15 protein-coding genes are annotated in these 17,070 nt (G+C 43.4%); 4 read left to right on the forward strand and 11 right to left on the reverse strand.

Going from position 1 to position 17,070, the window contains the following annotated elements; all coding sequences use genetic code 11:
• The 7 genes from ribD to L3V43_RS02350 form a co-directional block, all read right to left on the reverse strand.
• Positions 1-1,113, reverse strand: coding sequence for a bifunctional diaminohydroxyphosphoribosylaminopyrimidine deaminase/5-amino-6-(5-phosphoribosylamino)uracil reductase RibD (gene ribD / locus L3V43_RS02320; RefSeq protein ID WP_235366552.1), 1,113 nt, complete (start codon positions 1,111-1,113; stop codon positions 1-3).
• On the reverse strand, positions 1,110-1,559 hold the full coding sequence (gene nrdR, locus L3V43_RS02325; protein WP_237115793.1) for a transcriptional regulator NrdR: 450 nt from the start codon (positions 1,557-1,559) through the stop codon (positions 1,110-1,112). Before nrdR ends, ribD begins: the two co-directional genes overlap by 4 nt.
• An 85-nt stretch (positions 1,560-1,644) precedes the next feature.
• Positions 1,645-2,901, reverse strand: coding sequence for a serine hydroxymethyltransferase (gene glyA, locus L3V43_RS02330; protein WP_010372111.1), 1,257 nt, complete (start codon positions 2,899-2,901; stop codon positions 1,645-1,647).
• Positions 2,902-3,158: 257 nt separating this feature from the next.
• On the reverse strand, positions 3,159-4,442 hold the full coding sequence (gene thrC, locus L3V43_RS02335; protein ID WP_237115792.1) for a threonine synthase: 1,284 nt from the start codon (positions 4,440-4,442) through the stop codon (positions 3,159-3,161).
• Entirely contained in the window at positions 4,442-5,380 is a 939-nt protein-coding gene (thrB, locus tag L3V43_RS02340) for a homoserine kinase (RefSeq protein ID WP_010606129.1), read from the reverse strand. The genes thrC and thrB overlap by 1 nt, the downstream gene beginning before the upstream one ends.
• Positions 5,381-5,385: 5 nt before the next feature.
• Positions 5,386-7,800: a bifunctional aspartate kinase/homoserine dehydrogenase I gene (thrA, locus tag L3V43_RS02345; RefSeq protein WP_237115964.1), complete on the reverse strand. Its 2,415-nt coding sequence runs from the start codon at positions 7,798-7,800 to the stop codon at positions 5,386-5,388.
• Positions 7,801-8,040: 240 nt separating this feature from the next.
• The gene (locus L3V43_RS02350; RefSeq protein ID WP_010372125.1) at positions 8,041-8,406 is read right to left on the reverse strand and encodes a response regulator; all 366 of its coding nucleotides are present in this window, start codon (positions 8,404-8,406) and stop codon (positions 8,041-8,043) included.
• Positions 8,407-8,604: 198 nt separating this feature from the next.
• Here L3V43_RS02350 and L3V43_RS02355 point away from each other — a divergent pair, with 198 nt between their 5' ends.
• The 3 genes from L3V43_RS02355 to L3V43_RS02365 all read left to right on the forward strand — a co-directional run bounded on the left by L3V43_RS02355 (position 8,605) and on the right by L3V43_RS02365 (position 12,678).
• On the forward strand, positions 8,605-10,365 hold the full coding sequence (locus tag L3V43_RS02355) for a HAMP domain-containing sensor histidine kinase (RefSeq protein WP_010606127.1): 1,761 nt from the start codon (positions 8,605-8,607) through the stop codon (positions 10,363-10,365).
• 157 nt (positions 10,366-10,522) lie between these two features.
• A complete protein-coding gene (rdgC, locus tag L3V43_RS02360) occupies positions 10,523-11,437 on the forward strand; it encodes a recombination-associated protein RdgC (RefSeq protein ID WP_010606126.1) in 915 nt (304 codons plus the stop codon).
• 368 nt (positions 11,438-11,805) lie between these two features.
• Complete coding sequence (locus L3V43_RS02365; protein WP_237115791.1) at positions 11,806-12,678, forward strand: EamA family transporter; 873 nt, start codon at positions 11,806-11,808, stop codon at positions 12,676-12,678.
• A gap of 76 nt (positions 12,679-12,754) precedes the next feature.
• On the opposite strand, the gene L3V43_RS02370 is transcribed toward L3V43_RS02365, so the two are convergent.
• Positions 12,755-13,594 carry an HDOD domain-containing protein gene (locus L3V43_RS02370; RefSeq protein WP_010606124.1) on the reverse strand — a complete coding sequence of 280 codons (840 nt, stop codon included), beginning with the start codon at positions 13,592-13,594 and terminating at the stop codon, positions 12,755-12,757.
• A gap of 403 nt (positions 13,595-13,997) precedes the next feature.
• On the opposite strand from L3V43_RS02370, the gene L3V43_RS02375 reads away from it, so the two are divergent.
• Positions 13,998-15,698, forward strand: a complete 1,701-nt coding sequence (locus L3V43_RS02375) for a Zn-dependent hydrolase (RefSeq protein WP_102057353.1) — start codon at positions 13,998-14,000, stop codon at positions 15,696-15,698.
• A 63-nt stretch (positions 15,699-15,761) separates the two neighbouring features.
• Here the strand turns inward: L3V43_RS02375 and L3V43_RS02380 are convergent, their stop codons facing one another.
• From L3V43_RS02380 to L3V43_RS02390, 3 genes are all read right to left on the reverse strand, one after another.
• On the reverse strand, positions 15,762-15,998 hold the full coding sequence (locus tag L3V43_RS02380; RefSeq protein WP_235366548.1) for a hypothetical protein: 237 nt from the start codon (positions 15,996-15,998) through the stop codon (positions 15,762-15,764).
• Positions 15,999-16,179: 181 nt separating this feature from the next.
• On the reverse strand, positions 16,180-16,461 hold the full coding sequence (locus L3V43_RS02385) for a hypothetical protein (RefSeq protein ID WP_010606121.1): 282 nt from the start codon (positions 16,459-16,461) through the stop codon (positions 16,180-16,182).
• A 136-nt stretch (positions 16,462-16,597) separates the two neighbouring features.
• Complete coding sequence (locus L3V43_RS02390) at positions 16,598-16,990, reverse strand: HIT domain-containing protein (RefSeq protein WP_010606120.1); 393 nt, start codon at positions 16,988-16,990, stop codon at positions 16,598-16,600.
• Positions 16,991-17,070 lie beyond the last annotated feature (80 nt).

Here is a 17,070-nt window from a genome sequence, read left to right on the forward strand (position 1 = left end):
TTACTTCTCTTTAGTCGCGATAAGTTTGAGATCAGGCCCCACTTGGCAAACGTCGCCAAACACTAACTCAGGTATTTGCGACATGGCACTCAGTGGTGTGGTGTTAAACAGCCCTTTTCCAGCGCCAATTATTTTCGGTGCCAAATAGATGATATATTCATCGATTAGCCCTTGTTCATGCATTACCCCCGCAAGGGTGGCACCGGCTTCTAGCCAAACATAATTACAGTGCTTTTCAGCCAGCTTGTTGAGCACGGCTTTTAGGTCGAGCTTACCGTTGATTTCAGGCACGACAATTTGCTCTACGAAATGAGGCCATTGCACTGAATTATCAATAGTACGGCGGAAAATAATCACTGGAGATGCAATTGTAAATAGCGCAAGATCTGGTGTCAGACGATTTTGTGAGTCAATAATCGCACGTATCGGCTGGCGTAGCTCAGATTGAGGATAATCGGTGTCTTGCAAAAACTCCTCACGAACATTGAGTCTTGCGTTGTCTACCATAACCGTATCGGCTCCGGTCAAGACCACACAGCTCTGCGCGCGGTGGCGCTGTACGTCTAAGCGCGCTGCCGCTGAGGTAATCCACTTGCTCTGGCCATTGTTTAGTGCGGTTTTACCATCAACAGAAGCGGCAAGCTTACAAGTCACGAACGGCAACCCATACTCCATTCGCTTCAAGAATCCGGTATTCAGTGCCCTTGCTTGTGGCTCTAACAAACCAAAAGCCGTTGCAATTCCCGCGGCTTCTAACATTGCCAATCCACGCCCTGCAACTTGTGGGTTGGGATCAACCATGGCTGCAACCACTCTGCTGACGCCTGCGTCAATCAGACCTTTTGCACACGGCGGCGTTCTGCCATAGTGACTACATGGTTCAAGCGTTACATAGGCAGTTGCACCTGCGGCTTTAGCTCCAGCTTGCTTAAGCGCATGTACTTCAGCATGGCCTTCACCTGCTTTTAAGTGTGCACCTTCGCCGACGATTTCACCGTCTTTTACGATCACACAGCCGACGTTTGGATTGGGTGTTGTGGTGTATTTACCGCGCTTTGCAAGCGTGATGGCGCGGCTCATATAATCATGGTCTTGCGTTGTGAACTGGCTCAATCCCCCAACCTCGCAATTTCTTCACCAAACTCACGAATATCTTCGAAAGAGCGATATACTGAAGCAAATCGCACATAAGCCACTTTATCGAGCTTTTTGAGGGCTTCCATAATACATTCGCCAATCATGCCGCTTGGTACTTCACGTTCGCCAGTACCACGAATTTGAGATTTAATTTGGTGTACTACTTCTTCTATTTGTTCTGTACTAACAGGACGCTTTTCCAACGCTCGGTGCATGCCATTGAGTAACTTATCCTCATTGAAAGGCTCCCTGGTACCATCTTGCTTTATCACGCGCGGCATTAAGAGCTCTGCGCCCTCGAAGGTAGTAAAGCGTTCGTGGCATAAAATACACTCACGACGGCGACGGACTTGGTGGCCGGAAGCAACCAAACGTGAATCTATTACTTTGGTATCTTTGGCTGTACAGAATGGACAATGCATAGACGCTCTCGTTGACTCAAAAACAAAAAAGGCCGCTTGAATGCGGCCTTAATCATAACAAAAAACTGCTTTTTTGTGAGCGAAATTATGCGTAAACAGGTAATTTAGCGCAAATTGCTTTTACTTTTTCTTTCACTTGTGCCTGTACAGACTCATCATTGATGTTGTCTAGTACGTCACAGATCCAGCCAGCAAGCTCTTTCGACTCAGCTTCTTTGAAGCCACGACGAGTGATCGCAGGAGAACCGATACGAAGACCAGAAGTAACGAACGGTGAACGTGGATCGTTTGGTACAGAGTTTTTGTTTACTGTGATATTTGCACGGCCAAGCGCTGCATCTGCATCTTTACCTGTGATGTCTTTATCAATCAGGTCAAGTAGGAACAGGTGGTTTTCAGTTTTGCCAGAAACCACTTTATAACCACGCTCCTGAAGTACCGCAACCATAGCTTGTGCATTTTTAACCACTTGCTCTTGGTATGACTTGAACTCTGGCTGTAGTGCTTCTTTGAACGCAACCGCTTTCGCAGCGATAACGTGACATAGAGGACCACCTTGACCGCCAGGGAATACCGCAGAGTTTAGCTTTTTATAGATTTCTTCATCATCACAAGCAGAGATGATAAGACCACCACGAGGACCCGCTAGCGTTTTGTGCGTTGTTGTTGTTACAACGTGTGCATGAGGCACTGGGCTTGGGTATATACCAGCGGCAACAAGACCTGCAACGTGCGCCATATCAACAAGTAGGTAAGCGCCTACTTTATCAGCGATTTCGCGGAACTTAGCCCAGTCAACGATACCTGAGTACGCAGAGAAACCACCGATGATCATTTTTGGCTTGTGCTCAAGTGCTAACGCTTCAACTTGCGCGTAATCGATTTCACCAGTTTCTTCGTTTAGACCGTACTGGATAGCATTGTACGTTTTACCAGAGAAGTTTACGTGTGAACCGTGCGTTAAGTGACCACCGTGAGCAAGGCTCATACCTAGCACAGTGTCATGTGGCTGAAGTAGCGCTTGGAATACCGCCGCATTTGCTTGTGAGCCAGCGTGAGGCTGAACGTTTGCGTAAGTCGAACCAAATAGCGCATTGGCACGGTCAATCGCGAGCTGCTCAACCACGTCAACGTGCTCACAACCGCCATAGTAACGCTTACCTGGGTAACCTTCAGCATACTTGTTTGTTAGCTGAGAACCCTGCGCTTCAAGTACACGTGGGCTACAGTAGTTCTCAGAAGCGATAAGCTCGATGTGCTCTTCTTGACGTGAAGTTTCTGCTTCAATCGCTGCAAATAGTTCTGGGTCAAAATCTGCAATATTCATGTTACGTTCTAACATGGTTTCTCCTAGGTAAACGTAAGGGTATTTTTAAAGACAATCTAGCATCACAAGATAACCAGTTTGCCTATGAAATCAGCATGGGCATATTTAAGCAGGGATTGAATTTATTTCACACCCCTATCGCGATGATATTTTTTTATTTAAACATTAATATTTTAAATAAGACAACCTAAGTTGTATTTGAAAAGCTAATATAGTCTTGAAATTGACCTTATCTGAGTGGCCGTTCTACCCACTCAGATAGGCTCTCTGATTTAGTTGAGTTTTGCTAACATTGCTGCCTTCAAAGCATCATAATCTGCATTAAGCGGCTCTGCCAAACATGGTTTTTGCAATGCATCGGCCAACGGTTTCGGCATATCAAGCTGCTGATTTAAAACACCTTCTACAGATTCCTTAAACTTCGCAGGATGCGCAGTGGCAAGGAAAATTCCGGTTTCATCCGCTTGAGAGTCCAGTGCTAATCCCTCGTAGGCTATCGCAGTGTGCGGCTCAGCCAAGTAACCTTTATCATGTAATTCTTGCATTACTGTCTGAGTTCGCGCTTCCGTCACCGAACGTGAATAAAAGTCATGTTTGTTAAAATCTCCTCTTTCTAGCATGATTTCAACACGAGGCCAGTTATTAGGTTTACTCACGTCCATCGCATTAGAGAGTGACTCCAAAGTGTCGTTTGGTTGCCACTCACCCGAGGCAATGTAACGGGGCACAGTATCATTTTGGTTTGTCGTGGCACTTAACTTGGCAATAGGCAGTCCAATCGCGGCCGCAATCATCGCCGCACAGACATTACCGAAGTTACCACTTGGCACTGAAACATGCACTTTATCACGCTGAGATTTAGGTAATTGCGCTAGCGCTTCAAAGTAATAACACACTTGCGCCACTAAACGGCTGATGTTGATGGAGTTTGCCGAATTGAGACCAAGCTTTTGCTTTACTTCGTCATCAAGGAATGCTGACTTTACCATCGCTTGGCAGTCATCAAAGCTGCCATCTACAGCATAACAATGAATGTTTTTCCCAAGTGTTGTAAACAGCTTTTGTTGGGCAAGCGAAATTTTGCCATGAGGATAAAGGATCACAACATCGACATTTTCTTTTTCGTAAAATGCATGGGCAACGGCGGCGCCCGTGTCACCACTTGTTGCGGTGAGGATAGTCACGCGCTCACCTTGATTAAACATACTAATGCATTCCGCCATAAAGCGGCCGCCAAAGTCTTTAAACGCCAATGTTGGCCCATGAAAAAGCTCTAAACAATGCTGATTTTTAGCAACTTCGACTAATTTAGCAGGGAAATTAAAGGCGCGCTTTACCATCGCATCGAGGGTATCTTGTGGTAGTTCATCACCAATAAGGTGATGTAATACCTTGGCACTGCGCTCTGCAAAAGGTAATTCAAGTAGTGCATCAACATCTGCAATACGCTCAAATGTAGGAGGAAAAAAAACTCCTTGGTTACGACCTAAACCAATTTTTACCGCTTCAACAAATGAAACAACCTGCTGTTCGTCTTTTAAATTCACTAATTTCATTACTTTTGATCCTTTAATTCTCTTGTGCCAAGCGCATCTAATCGGCAAATATGGCTAAAACCCGCTTCGTTAATGTAATTTTGTTGCAACCATTGCTGCACTGCATTTGCCTGTTGCTCAGACTTACAAATAGCAAATAGTGTGGGCCCTGCCCCTGAAATACTCACCAGCTCGGCACCTAGGGCTGGTAGCGCGTCTTTTGCTTCGTTAAAGCCAGCAATGAGTGGCGCTCTCGCTTCCTCGGCAATGCTGTCTTTCATCATCGACAGTGCTTTGTCAAATTGACCTGACTGCATCAATAAACAAAAGCCCGACAGTCGCTGGGCAAACTCCACCGTATCATGCAAAGAAAACTGCTGTGGTAGTGCTTGCCTTGCTTTCGCTGTATTCAAGGCAAAGCCAGGATATGCAATAACATAAAACCAGCTTTCATCATGCGCAACGCTGATTGCTTTACTTGGAATGCAGTCTGCTGTCAGTTGTAGCCCACCAAGGTAGCAGGGCGTGATGTTGTCGTAGTGACGACCACCACTGACCTTAGCTTCAAAGTCGGCCATTAATTCAATAAGCGCCTCTTGGCTTAATTGCGTATTGGCAAAATCATTGAGTGCAGCAAAAGCGGCAACCACAGAGCAAGCGCTAGAGCCTAGACCTGAACCAACAGGAAGGCCTTTATACAAGGTCATGGCAACCGCCGGCATGTTGGGTGCCACATGCTGTTTGAAGTGCTGTAAACACTGAAACGCTAAATTGTCTTTAGGATCAGCGGAGAGCTTTTCAGCATATGGACCAATACAGTTGAACGTATCACGCTCTGCGGCTTCAACGCTGACCTGATCACCCAGTAAACTGCCATCAATAGGCTGGAGTGCGGCGCCAAGGGCATCAAAGCCAACACAAAAATTACCCATTGACGCTGGTGCATAAAATGTTTTCATAGCTCCTACCTCGACAGCGTTTTTAGGATATCAGCAAATACGCCTGCAGAGGTTACCTCTGCGCCCGCGCCATAACCTCTGATCACAAAAGGCTTTGGTTGATAATATTGGCTCAAAATAGCCAGTGCGTTTTCACCGTCACGAATATCGTACAAAGCGTGCTCTTTATCTACCGCTTCAATGCCAACGCGGCATTTACCGTCAACAATTGAACCGACATAGCGTAGCACTTGGCCTTGTGCTTTGGCCGCCGCAATACGCGCTGCGAAAGCATCATCTAATTGCGGTAATTGCGCCATAAATTCATCAACACTGGCGCCCTCAGCAAACCCTTCAGGTAATACTGATTCAACTTCAATATCACTGAGCTCCAACGGCAGTCCCGATTCACGGGCAATGATAAGCAGCTTACGCGCGACATCCGTACCAGATAAGTCATCGCGCGGATCTGGCTCTGTAAAACCGCTTTGTTTGGCTTTCTCTGTCGCTTCCGATAGCGATAAACCATCCGACAATACGCCAAAGATATACGATAGCGAGCCAGACAAAATACCACTGAATGAAAGCAATTCATCTCCTGCGCCAAACAGCAATTTAAGGTTGTCTAATACAGGGAGTCCGGCGCCAACGTTGGTTTCATATAGAAAGTGACGGCGCTTAGCTAGTGCAGCCTGTTGCAGTGACTGATAATACTCATAGCTGCCAGTATTGGCTTTTTTATTAGCCGCAACGACATGAAAGCCCGCGTTAAGAAAGTCTAAATAGCCATCGGCAACGAATTGAGCCGCACTACAATCGACAATCACAGGGTTAATTAAATGATTTTGTCTAACAAACTGGCTAACCTGTTGTAAATCAAAGCCCGACTCCGCTTTCTCAAGCGCCAATTCCCAGTTATCAAACGGTACGCCTTCTGGGTCTAAGTAACACTTACTTGAGTTTGCAATGCCATAGAGGTTCAAACGGATATTGCGTTTTTCAAGCCATGCTTGCTGCTTATGAAACTGCTTCATTAATTCTTGACCCACTAGACCGCAGCCAATCAAGAAAACATCAATGGATGGCACGTGCGTGAAGAAGTTTTCGTGACACACTTTTACTGCATCTTGGCAAAGTTCACCGTCAACCACCGCCGAAATAGAACTCTCCGTTGAGTCCTGCGCGATGGCAACAATATTCACCTGAGCCTGTGCAAGTGACGCAAAGAATTTGGCCGCAAGACCTTTGTGCGCTTTCATGTTGTCGCCAACCAAAGTAACGATAGCAAGGTTACGTTGCACTTCAATTGGGTCGATTAATCCTGCTTGCGTTTCAAGCTCAAATGCCTGTTCAAGCGCAACCAGCGCAAGTGTTAAGTCTTGCTCATGGACACAGAAACTGATGCTGAATTCACAAGAAGATTGCGTAATAAGTACAATGGATACGTTATCTGCTGCCAGTGCAGAAAAGACCCGAGCAGCCATGCCAACCTTGCCTTTCATCCCAGGTCCTGCAACGGTCAACATGGCCAGTTTATCAAGACTCGAAAGCGCTTTTACTGGAGCCTCGCCACCGCCTTGAGCACAAATCAGTGAACCCGGCACTTCTGGGTCATGAGTATTTTTAATTTCACAAGGCACATCTGCTTTGGCGCAAGGTAAAATGGTTTTTGGGTGCAGCACTTTGGCGCCAAAATAAGATAGCTCCATGGCTTCTTTATAAGATAGCACGTCGACCTTAGTCGCTTTCTTTATCAGACGAGGATCTGCACTGTAGACGCCATCAACGTCAGTCCAGATTTGACAGATTTCAGCTTCAAGACACGCAGCTGCGACAGCTGCAGAGTAGTCAGAACCGTTGCGACCAAGCGTTGTCAGCTCGCCCGCTTCATTGCTTCCCGTAAATCCTGCCATGATATAAAAACGCGACGCTTGGGCACGCACTAACTCTGCAAAACATACTTTACTTAGCTTAAGGTCAACTTCAGCATCGAGATACCCGCCCTGCGTTTTTACACAAGCGTCAGCACTAAGCGCGACTGAATCTGATTGCAGCATGGTGTCCATCAGCGCAACGCTAATGCGTTCGCCAAAACTAATGACATAGGCTCTTGCTTGATCTGGACAATGTCCCAGTAACTTGGCCCCATCTAATTTATTCTTAAGTAATTCAAAGTCAGGCCAGCCTACAACACTACCGTACACCGCTTGTACTTCATCGTATAGGCCTTGGCTGCGGGAAGTAAATGACTGCCACTGGGAGTCAAACGCATCTCCTCGTCCAGCCAAATCAGCAAGCTCAACGAGCTGATCTGTCATGCCACCGGGAGCCGACAGCACGATAAGCGCTTGTTGTTGGCCATGGTCTTTAACTAGCTCGCTGACTCTTTGTAAACAGGCAAAATCTTTGAGGGAAGACCCTCCAAACTTTAGTACTCGCATCATTTTTCCTCATTCCAAAAACAAAAAAGGCCTGTGTTCTTAGTGAACACAGGCCTTTTTCAAACTCGCACTGACCTATGCCACTATCCCGTTAGGATGGTGGTTGTAATAATGGTCGTAGTGATAATATTCGTTTTCATAATTTTAGAGTGCCTGAAGTTTAGCCGCGCTGTCAATACGAAAGAGCAAAATAGATTATGCAAATTTTTAATAGTGACATTTGTAATTTGCATAGATAAGTTATCGGATCCCAAACTGGTGCAGTAATCCTAATAACTGCTCTGCTTTAACCGGTTTTTCTAAAAACCCTAACGCCCCCAAATTTGCTACTCTTTCTTTCATCTTGGCCTGAACATCTGCCGAAATAACCACCACGAAACATTCAATTCGGTGTGCTTTTATTGCCTCTAACACAGCAATCCCATCAAGTATTGGCATGGTTAAATCCAGACACAATAAATCTATTTGCTGAGTTTTCAGTAAATCAATCGCCTGCTGGCCATTCTGTGCTTGGTGCAAGGTCAGGTCTAATTTGCTCTGTAAGTTTTTAATGACTTGTTTACGGGCGACAGCCGAATCATCGCAAACTAAGACGGAATAACTCATAAAGTGGTCAGTCTTGTACTATCGTTAATAAAACGGTCACTGGATATCGCTATCTTATAACACATTAAACTTTCCTAGGTAAGGCGCTAAAAAGCATAATTAATGAAGATAATTATTTATTTTTAACCATTTATTGGCTAACTTTAAAAACAGATTATACAAAGGCGATGAACTTACCGTAGGAGCTCAGCTTAATTCATGCTGCAAAAAAGCCTCTCAAAAAAATTGCTCACCAATGTGCTGTCGGTTTACTTCCTTCTAACCTTTGTCGTCACATGTGGTCAAATCGTTGCCGAATACGTCAATACTAAAGACTATATTCGCAATGAACTTACTATGCTGCAAAAAACCTTTAGCCGCAGTTTGACCCGTGCCATATGGGAACTCAATACGAAGCAGACCGTTACTACGGCTGAGGGGCTACTTGCGATCCCCATGATCGAAGGAATTATTGTACGAGATGACAGCGGCGAAATTATTTCACAGCTTGGCCGCTCACTAGATATTCACGAGCTGTATAGCCAACAGCTTGTTCAAGAAGAAGCAATAATCGAAGATACGCCATCCGGTTTGTTTGGTTATACGTTTCCGTTGATTTTTGAATTCTCGGGACGCGCAACGCAAGTCGGCGACGTAACATTATTTTCTAGCCGAGAGGTGGTCTTTAGTCGCATCATGATCTCTATCTACTTTTTGATAGGTAATGCGATGATCAAGACAACATTCTTGATTATTCTATTTTTAATTGCCTTCAGAAAGCTACTTACCGAACCATTAAGCGATCTCACCGAACAAATTGAAGACTTTGAGGTCGACAACGTTGATGGCCATAAAATAGATATCGGCGCAAAAGAGCGTAATGAACTAAAGATCATGGAAGAGGCATTCAATAAGCTAATTGATAAGGTCTCTGAATATCGTAAAAAGCTCGATCAAACTCAAAAAGAGCTTTTGATCAGCAATGAAAAACTTGATCAACATAACATTCAGCTGGAACAAGAAGTCGCACGTAAGACCTCAAACCTGAGCCAAGCGATGATGGATCTTCAGCAACAAAAATATGAATTAGAAAAGCAGAAGTTAACGCTCACAGAAGAGATTGATTTAAGAAAACAAACAGAAGAAGAACTATTAACGAAACAAAAAGAACTTGAGAAATACGTAGATGAGCTGAACATGGCACAAGAGCGCTTAGTCGGCTCTGAAAAAATGGCGGCACTTGGTGGTCTCGTTGCCGGTATTACGCACGATATTAATACCCCCGTTGGTATTGGCGTGACTGCGACGTCGTTCTTACAGGAGCGTTTAGATCAGCTTGAGGCGGCTTACAACGGAAAAACCTTATCACCAAAAGCGTTAGAAGAATTCATTAGCGAAGCAAAGCAAAGTGCTAGCCTACTTACAACCAATTTAGACCGCGCATCTGAGCTTGTTGCAAGCTTTAAACAAATTGCAGTCGATCAGGCCAGTGAGGCGGTTCGTACCATTAACCTGAAGCAATACCTTGGTGAAGTGATCCGCTCATTACATCCAAAATTGAAGAAAACTCATCATCAAGTGAATATTGAGTGCCCTGAAGACATGACGCTAAATTTACCAGCTGGGGCAATTAGCCAAATATTCACTAATCTGATCATGAACTCTTTGATCCACGGTTTTGAAAATCAAGACCAAGGACAAATAGATATTAAGATTAAAGAAGACAATGGTATGGTAAATATCGTCTACAAAGACAACGGCAAGGGCGTAAGTAAAGCCCAACTAGACCGGTTGTTTGACCCCTTCTTTACGACCAAACGCGATCAAGGTGGCAGTGGGCTTGGTACCCATATTACCTTAAACCTCGTAAAACAAACCTTGAATGGGGATATCGAAGTAAATAGTGAAGAAGGCAAAGGCCTCACCTACTACATCAGTTTCCCAAAAGACTTACAAAAACCAATGGCGATGTTTAGCTAACCAAGTTTAGAGCACAACAACCATCCAATACGCCATACTGCAAAGTGGCGTATTGGCGCAAGATATCTCCCCCACCACCAAACATCATCTAGTGGAATACAAGCTGTGACCTTTTTGCTATGATGACCGCAATTTTATTCCAGACGGGCATATTTCTATGTGGTTCAGTAACTTAATCTGCTACAAATTCAAACAAGATGTAACTTACGCACAAGAAGATTTCGAAAAAGCACTCGAGCAGGATATTTTTCGTCCTTGTGGTAGCCAAGACATGACCACTTTTGGCTGGACAAAAGCCTTCGGTAAACATGGTCAGATGCTTTCTCATTTTTCTCAAGACAGTATCTTAGTTTGTGCTAAGCGCGAAGAAAAGGTGCTTCCTGCAGCCGTAGTCAATGAAATGGTCGCCGAAAAAATTGAGCAAATAGAGCAACAAGAAAATCGTCCAGTAAAGAAAAAAGAAAAAGACGATATCAAGGAAAATATCCTAGCCACTTTATTGCCTCAAGCGTTTAAAAAATCGAGCCTACAATTTGCTTTTATCGACCAAAAATCAGGTTGGGTGATTGTAAATAGTGCCAGCTTCAATAAAGCGGAAGAACTACTTGCACTACTGCGTAAGTCTCTGGGCACGCTTCCTGTTGTACCTGCGTTTGCAAACTATGATTTAGACTTACAGCTAACACACTGGCTCACCGAGTTTAGTGCACCTGAAGGCTTTGCAATAGGCACCGACGCTGAGTTGCAAGAGCCAGATGACAACGGCGCTCAAGTCAAGTTAAAACAACATGACCTTTCATCAGACGAAATCAAAACGCACCTAGAAAACGGTAAACGTGTGACTAAACTCGCGTTAGATTGGCGTGAGCGCGTGAAATTCGTTTTACAAAACGATGGTACATTAAAACGTTTAAGCTATGCAGAAGCACTTAAAGACCAAAATGCAGATATCCCAAAAGAAGATCTAGCCGTTAAACTTGATGCTGACTTTATTTTGGTATCGGAAGAAATCAAAGAGTTGTTAGAAGATCTAACCAAAGGTCTTGGTGACGACGAAGGCCTAGAGTCTTAATTTTACCATCTATAGTCTGTTGAGCTTTGGGTACGAAAAATTGATAGCGGATATGGCTATCAATTTTTCTTTATCCAGCTCAATACGCTATCTTCACAAGGTCACTTTGCGCTAATAACAAGCAGATTGCACGCACTCAAGTACGAGCGTATAGTTACTGACTCGCGAGTTTATTTGCACTAACCAACGTATTTGTCGCGCTTTATTTACTCTTCAATGGCATGATAGCAATTCGGCTTCGGCAGTAACGCTTTGCTAACCTGAATTTCAGGCATCGAAGACAATTTACGCCAGTAGTCCGATACCCGAAAACGGTAACTCGTACAATTAAACGGAGTTTGACTCGCGTGAATGTAAAAAGCATTTCATTGGCTTTAATAGTAGTGATAATTTGGGGGCTTAACTTTTCGGTCATTAAATTTGGCCTAGCAGAGTTACCTCCTATTTTATTCTCGGGCTTGCGTTTTTTGGTAGTCGCGATCCCAGCAGTATTCTTCATTCCTTTTCCTAACACGTCGGTATGGAACGTACTCGGGGTTGGGCTATTTTTAGGTGTGCTTAAGTTTAGCTTGCTGTTTATTGCGATGGAATCAAATGCATCAGCCGGCATTGCTTCTTTGCTGCTACAAGCCCAAGTCATTTTCACGATTTTGCTAAGTGTTTTGTTGTTAAAGGAAACCATGGATCGCTTTCAAGTGGTAGGGATTAGCATTGCAACGTTTGGCTTTAGTTTGTTTTTTATCAACTCCTCTGGGTCAACGACAATGTTGGGCGCGGTACTCATTCTATTCGCGGCATTATTTTGGTCGTTTTCAAACCTCATTATGAAGCGCCTGCAAGACGTGAATTTACTCCATTTTATTGTTTGGGTAAGCCTAGTGCCGCCGTTGCCACTTTTTACACTGTCTTATTTTATTGAAACTGACGCCCCACTGACCTTACTACTAAACACTACAACACAGTCTTGGTTATCCATTGCCTATGTGGGTTATATCTCGACACTGATTGCATTCGCAATATGGGGGTGGCTACTTAAAAATCACAAGGCCGCAGCAGTGACGCCTTTTGCTTTATTAATCCCTATTGTCGGCATTGTAGGTTCAGCCTTATTACTTAATGAGCGATTGATGCTAATTGAAGCCATCGGGGGTGGTTTTATTTTATGTGGCTTAACGATTTCAGTTACAGCTGCTCGGATAAGTAAAATATTTAGAAAGCCCCAGGCCGAGGCTATCCCCTAAACGGTAAAGACCTCAACAGAGGTCTTTATATTCACGGCAAACGAAGGCGCTGAAACTGCGCATTAAGTTACAAGGATTAGGCAAACATTGTTTTAACGTCTTCGAGTACATGCAAATAAGTGTCATCAGCAAACATATTCACCTCTCTTATTACCCCCTTTTCTTCATATTGCTTTAGCGCTGCAGACTTATCCGACACCTGCAAAATACCTTCTACAATCGCACCAACACGAATAAAGTCGACATAACAAACATGTTCAGGTCGATAATTAGGATTTGCCCAGCTTTCTGCAACTTCAACAAACTCATCGGTGAATTCCCACTCTCGCATTATTGCCCCCCCAATTTTGCCGCCTAATTTCTGGATTGCATGAGCCAAAAAGCTTGGATTGGCAAACACTTCAGGGTGACGTTCGGCCTCCGTCAAAATCGGTAAAACACCGATATTAAACACCAAAGAAGCCAGCGTGATTGTATCTTTGTTAAGCGACGTGTGCTTATTGACGCGAAGATAAAAATCCATCGTTGTTATCGCTTGGCAAGCAACTTTTAGCGTTTTCTGCCAAGCTTTGTCCATGTAAGTTTTAATAAGCTTGTTATTAGAAACAAATAGCTGCTCCATCGCCATTGCAGTCGCTATATTCTTGATTTGTCTGAGACCGATACGAGTTACTGCTTGGTTTAAGGTGTTTACCTTCACCGAACGGCCCATAAATGCGCTGTTGGCAACTTTGATCATACGTGCTGCAAGGGCTGGGTCGTGAGAAATAACATCTGCCATCTGCATCAAGTTAATTTCAGGGTCATCTGCCGCTTGCCTAACCCGCACTGCAATTTCAGGTAATGTCGGCAATACCAAGGTATCGTTATTAATTCTGTCAGTTAGAATCGTGAGCAAAGCATTTTCTGTAGACATGAAACCAAATCCCTTAATAACTGAATAAAAGACCCGACTACAAGCGTAAGCTTATGGCAAAAGTAAGCACTTGCTTGCTGGAGGTCACACTGCTGATTTTTAGTATCTATGACGTAAGTATTGTCTAACTTTCGGATAAAGTTAAGAAAATCTAAAAAAATAATATTTTATTTATATACCCTCAATAATTAGCAAGTTAGAATTCATAGCATATGGTGCTTTGTGGCAAACTTTGCCGCAAAAATACTGAAAATGACCCATAGCTGGACACAAATGATGACCTTTCACGTTAACAGCGGCTTGCGTATCACACGCCAACCAAAGTTAACTAAGTATTGTGATACAAAATCGTGTAAGGTGATCGCCACATAAATAAATAGAATACAGACAACAAGGGAGCATTATGAAACACTCAATGATTTCGGTTGCAATCGCACTTGCAACAGGTCTCACCCTAACTGGCTGCTCTGAGCCATCAACCTCTTCTGAGAAACCTAGTGCACAAACTGAGCAAGGACAAGTTGATACTAAACAATCAGGCTATAAGCTAGTTAATGCATCTCAAGACCGGCTAGATATTTATACCCCAGTAACACTCGAAACAGACTTGAGTCACTTAAACGATAACCAGAAAAAGATGCTAGCTTTACTCATCGATGCTTCGGTTATTATGGATGATTTATTTTGGCAGCAAGCGTTCGGCGAAGACAAAGCAACATTCCTAAGCAAAATCTCAGACGAAAAAGTACGCCAATTCGCGGACATTAACTATGGGCCTTGGGATCGTTTAAATGGCGACCAAGTTTTTCTTTCTGGCTTTGAAGAAAAAGCACTGGGTGCAGAATTTTACCCAAGCGACATTACCAAAGACGAGCTAAATAACGCCGAAGTAAAAGATAAAACAGGATTGTATTCTGTTATCCGCCGCGATGAAAACGGCAAACTATACAGCACTTCTTACTCATCCGCGTATAAAGCTGAATTGGATAAAGCCGCAGAGCTTCTACGCCAAGCAAGTAAACTGGCACAAGACAAAGAGTTTGCAAACTACTTAAACTTGCGTGCAGATGCGTTAGTCAATAATAGCTACCAAGCGTCTGATTTTGCTTGGATGGACATGAAGAATAACCCGATTGATGTGGTGATCGGCCCAATTGAAACCTATGAAGACCAGCTATTTGGCTATCGCGCCGCTTTTGAGTCTTACGTTCTGGTTAAAGACTTAGCTTGGAGTGAGCGTCTCGCTAAATTTGCCGCCTTCTTACCTGAGCTACAAACCGGCTTGCCTGTTGATGATAAATACAAGCAAGAAGTACCAGGCTCTGATGCCGACCTAAACGCATATGACGTCATTTATTATGCAGGCCATTCAAACGCGGGTAGTAAAACCATTGCGATTAACCTGCCAAATGACGAAGAAGTGCAACTCCAAAAAGGTACACGTCGCCTACAGCTTAAAAACGCCATGCGCGCAAAATTCGATAAGATCTTAGTACCAATTGCTGACCAACTTATCGTCCCTGAGCAACGTAAGCACATCACCTTTGATGCTTTCTTTGCTAATACCATGTTCCATGAGGTGGCCCATGGTCTAGGCATTAAAAATACCATTACAGGTAAAGGCACCGTGCGCCAATCACTGCAAGAACACGCCAGTGCGCTTGAAGAAGGTAAAGCCGATATCCTAGGTCTATACATGGTCGAGCAATTGCTTAAAAAAGGCGAGATCACCGAAGGTACGCTTGAGGATTACTACATCACCTTTATGGCTGGTATCTTCCGCTCAGTACGTTTTGGTGCATCCAGTGCACATGGTAAAGCGAACATGATCCGCTTTAACTTCTTTAAAGAAGAAGGCGCATTTTCTAAGAACACGGATGGTCTATATCAAGTGAATATGGAAAAGATGGGCGCAGCGATGGAGAAACTGTCTAACCTTATCCTAACGCTACAAGGTGACGGCGACTATCAAAAAGTAGATCAACTGATCGCCACACACGGCGATATCAAAGCGGAACTGCAAAAAGATCTAGATAAGCTTTCCAAAGCGAACATTCCTGTTGATGTTACCTTTAAGCAAGGTAAGCAGGTGCTAGGACTGTAACTTCAGTATCATCAAAAACAAAAGGCGCTTCATATGAAACGCCTTTTAATCCAATATTCACGCTTAAGCTTTTTCTTTACAGGTAAAGCTTGTCGTTGATACCGATTTAACATTACCCTTGCCACACTCTACAACAGCCATCTCAGCATGTTTTTCTACTAATTGAGCATTGTTAGAAGAGGTACAGCCGATTAGAGTCAAAGGTAATACAAGCAAAACAAGTTTCATAATTTCATCCTTTAAATTACCCAAAAAAGGTAACTTCATCTTATCAAAAAATTCTCGCCAAACAAAACTCATTATAATTTAAACTTGAAAACACCATCTAATTACGAAACAACAGTATCAACATCTTACTTTTACTTTGCCTCTCATAAAAGAGCCATCAAACTATAAAAAATAAGCTAATTCAGATACTAACAAACGAATATTCATGTTGATGTTACCTTTAAGCAAGATAACAGTTGCTCGGTAATTAACCCTAGATACAATAATCTTTGATTTCTCTTTGGTGTTTTTTGATGGCTTTTGTGGCTTTGTCAGATTTAGCAATCGCTAAATTTACTTTCGCATCATCGCATTTGTCTTGTAGCTCTTTGCGCATTAAATAGTTTTGATCTTGCTGTTGCTGCGCCAACCCTTCCACACCACTATATTCAGTTCTGGACTCTGGTTCACGATCTTTTTGATAAGGCTCTGGCACAGTCGCCTTACAGGCGGATAATAATGATACTGCCAAAATAACAACTAAACTTTTATTCATATCGCGTACTCATTGATTTAAAACGGCAAAAGTCAATTTCAGTTATAACAGTTCCAGATATAAACACAAAACACGTAGAACTTAACAGTTTGTAAAGCGCTTGATGTGTTTACAGTCTCATTGCCTTTTTGAGGCTTTAAGCAAAACTCGCCTTTAGCTGCTCAATTTCCTCATCACTGTAGGGTTTTGCTGGATAGAGCCCCCAAACCGGTTTTGGCCATGCAATATCGGTTTTAAATCGTGCGATGTGGTGCACATGTAGTTGTGGCACCATATTACCAAGCGCAGCCACGTTTAATTTATCTGGGGTAAAGGTGTCTTGTAACAGCTGACTAAGCTTGGCTGATTCTTGCCAAAATTGAACTTGCTGCGACTCAGGTAAATCAATAATTTCTTTCGCGCCCACAACCCTAGGGACTAAGATAAACCAAGGGTACTGAACATCATTCATTAACAACACGCTACACAGCGGCCACTCGGTAATTAAGATACAGTCTCGTTGTAATTCTTTAGCTAATTCAAATGACATAGTGAAATTCTATAAATCCTATTTACACGGCACTCTATCCGAATTTGTTGCTATTGCAAAGCGGCTTCATTACCATCCAA

Source organism: Pseudoalteromonas sp. L23 (genome assembly GCF_021728455.1).
GTDB lineage: Bacteria > Pseudomonadota > Gammaproteobacteria > Enterobacterales > Alteromonadaceae > Pseudoalteromonas.

Coding starts and splice junctions, on each gene's coding strand:
- nrdR (WP_237115793.1), bottom strand. CDS start 1,559: ATGCATTGTCCATTCTGTACAGCCAAAGATACCAAAGTAATAGATTCA.
- glyA (WP_010372111.1), bottom strand. CDS start 2,901: ATGTTAGAACGTAACATGAATATTGCAGATTTTGACCCAGAACTATTT.
- thrC (WP_237115792.1), bottom strand. CDS start 4,442: ATGAAATTAGTGAATTTAAAAGACGAACAGCAGGTTGTTTCATTTGTT.
- thrB (WP_010606129.1), bottom strand. CDS start 5,380: ATGAAAACATTTTATGCACCAGCGTCAATGGGTAATTTTTGTGTTGGC.
- thrA (WP_237115964.1), bottom strand. CDS start 7,800: ATGCGAGTACTAAAGTTTGGAGGGTCTTCCCTCAAAGATTTTGCCTGT.
- L3V43_RS02350 (WP_010372125.1), bottom strand. CDS start 8,406: ATGAGTTATTCCGTCTTAGTTTGCGATGATTCGGCTGTCGCCCGTAAA.
- L3V43_RS02355 (WP_010606127.1), top strand. CDS start 8,605: ATGCTGCAAAAAAGCCTCTCAAAAAAATTGCTCACCAATGTGCTGTCG.
- rdgC (WP_010606126.1), top strand. CDS start 10,523: ATGTGGTTCAGTAACTTAATCTGCTACAAATTCAAACAAGATGTAACT.
- L3V43_RS02370 (WP_010606124.1), bottom strand. CDS start 13,594: ATGTCTACAGAAAATGCTTTGCTCACGATTCTAACTGACAGAATTAAT.
- L3V43_RS02375 (WP_102057353.1), top strand. CDS start 13,998: ATGAAACACTCAATGATTTCGGTTGCAATCGCACTTGCAACAGGTCTC.
- L3V43_RS02380 (WP_235366548.1), bottom strand. CDS start 15,998: ATGAGTTTTGTTTGGCGAGAATTTTTTGATAAGATGAAGTTACCTTTT.
- L3V43_RS02385 (WP_010606121.1), bottom strand. CDS start 16,461: ATGAATAAAAGTTTAGTTGTTATTTTGGCAGTATCATTATTATCCGCC.
- L3V43_RS02390 (WP_010606120.1), bottom strand. CDS start 16,990: ATGTCATTTGAATTAGCTAAAGAATTACAACGAGACTGTATCTTAATT.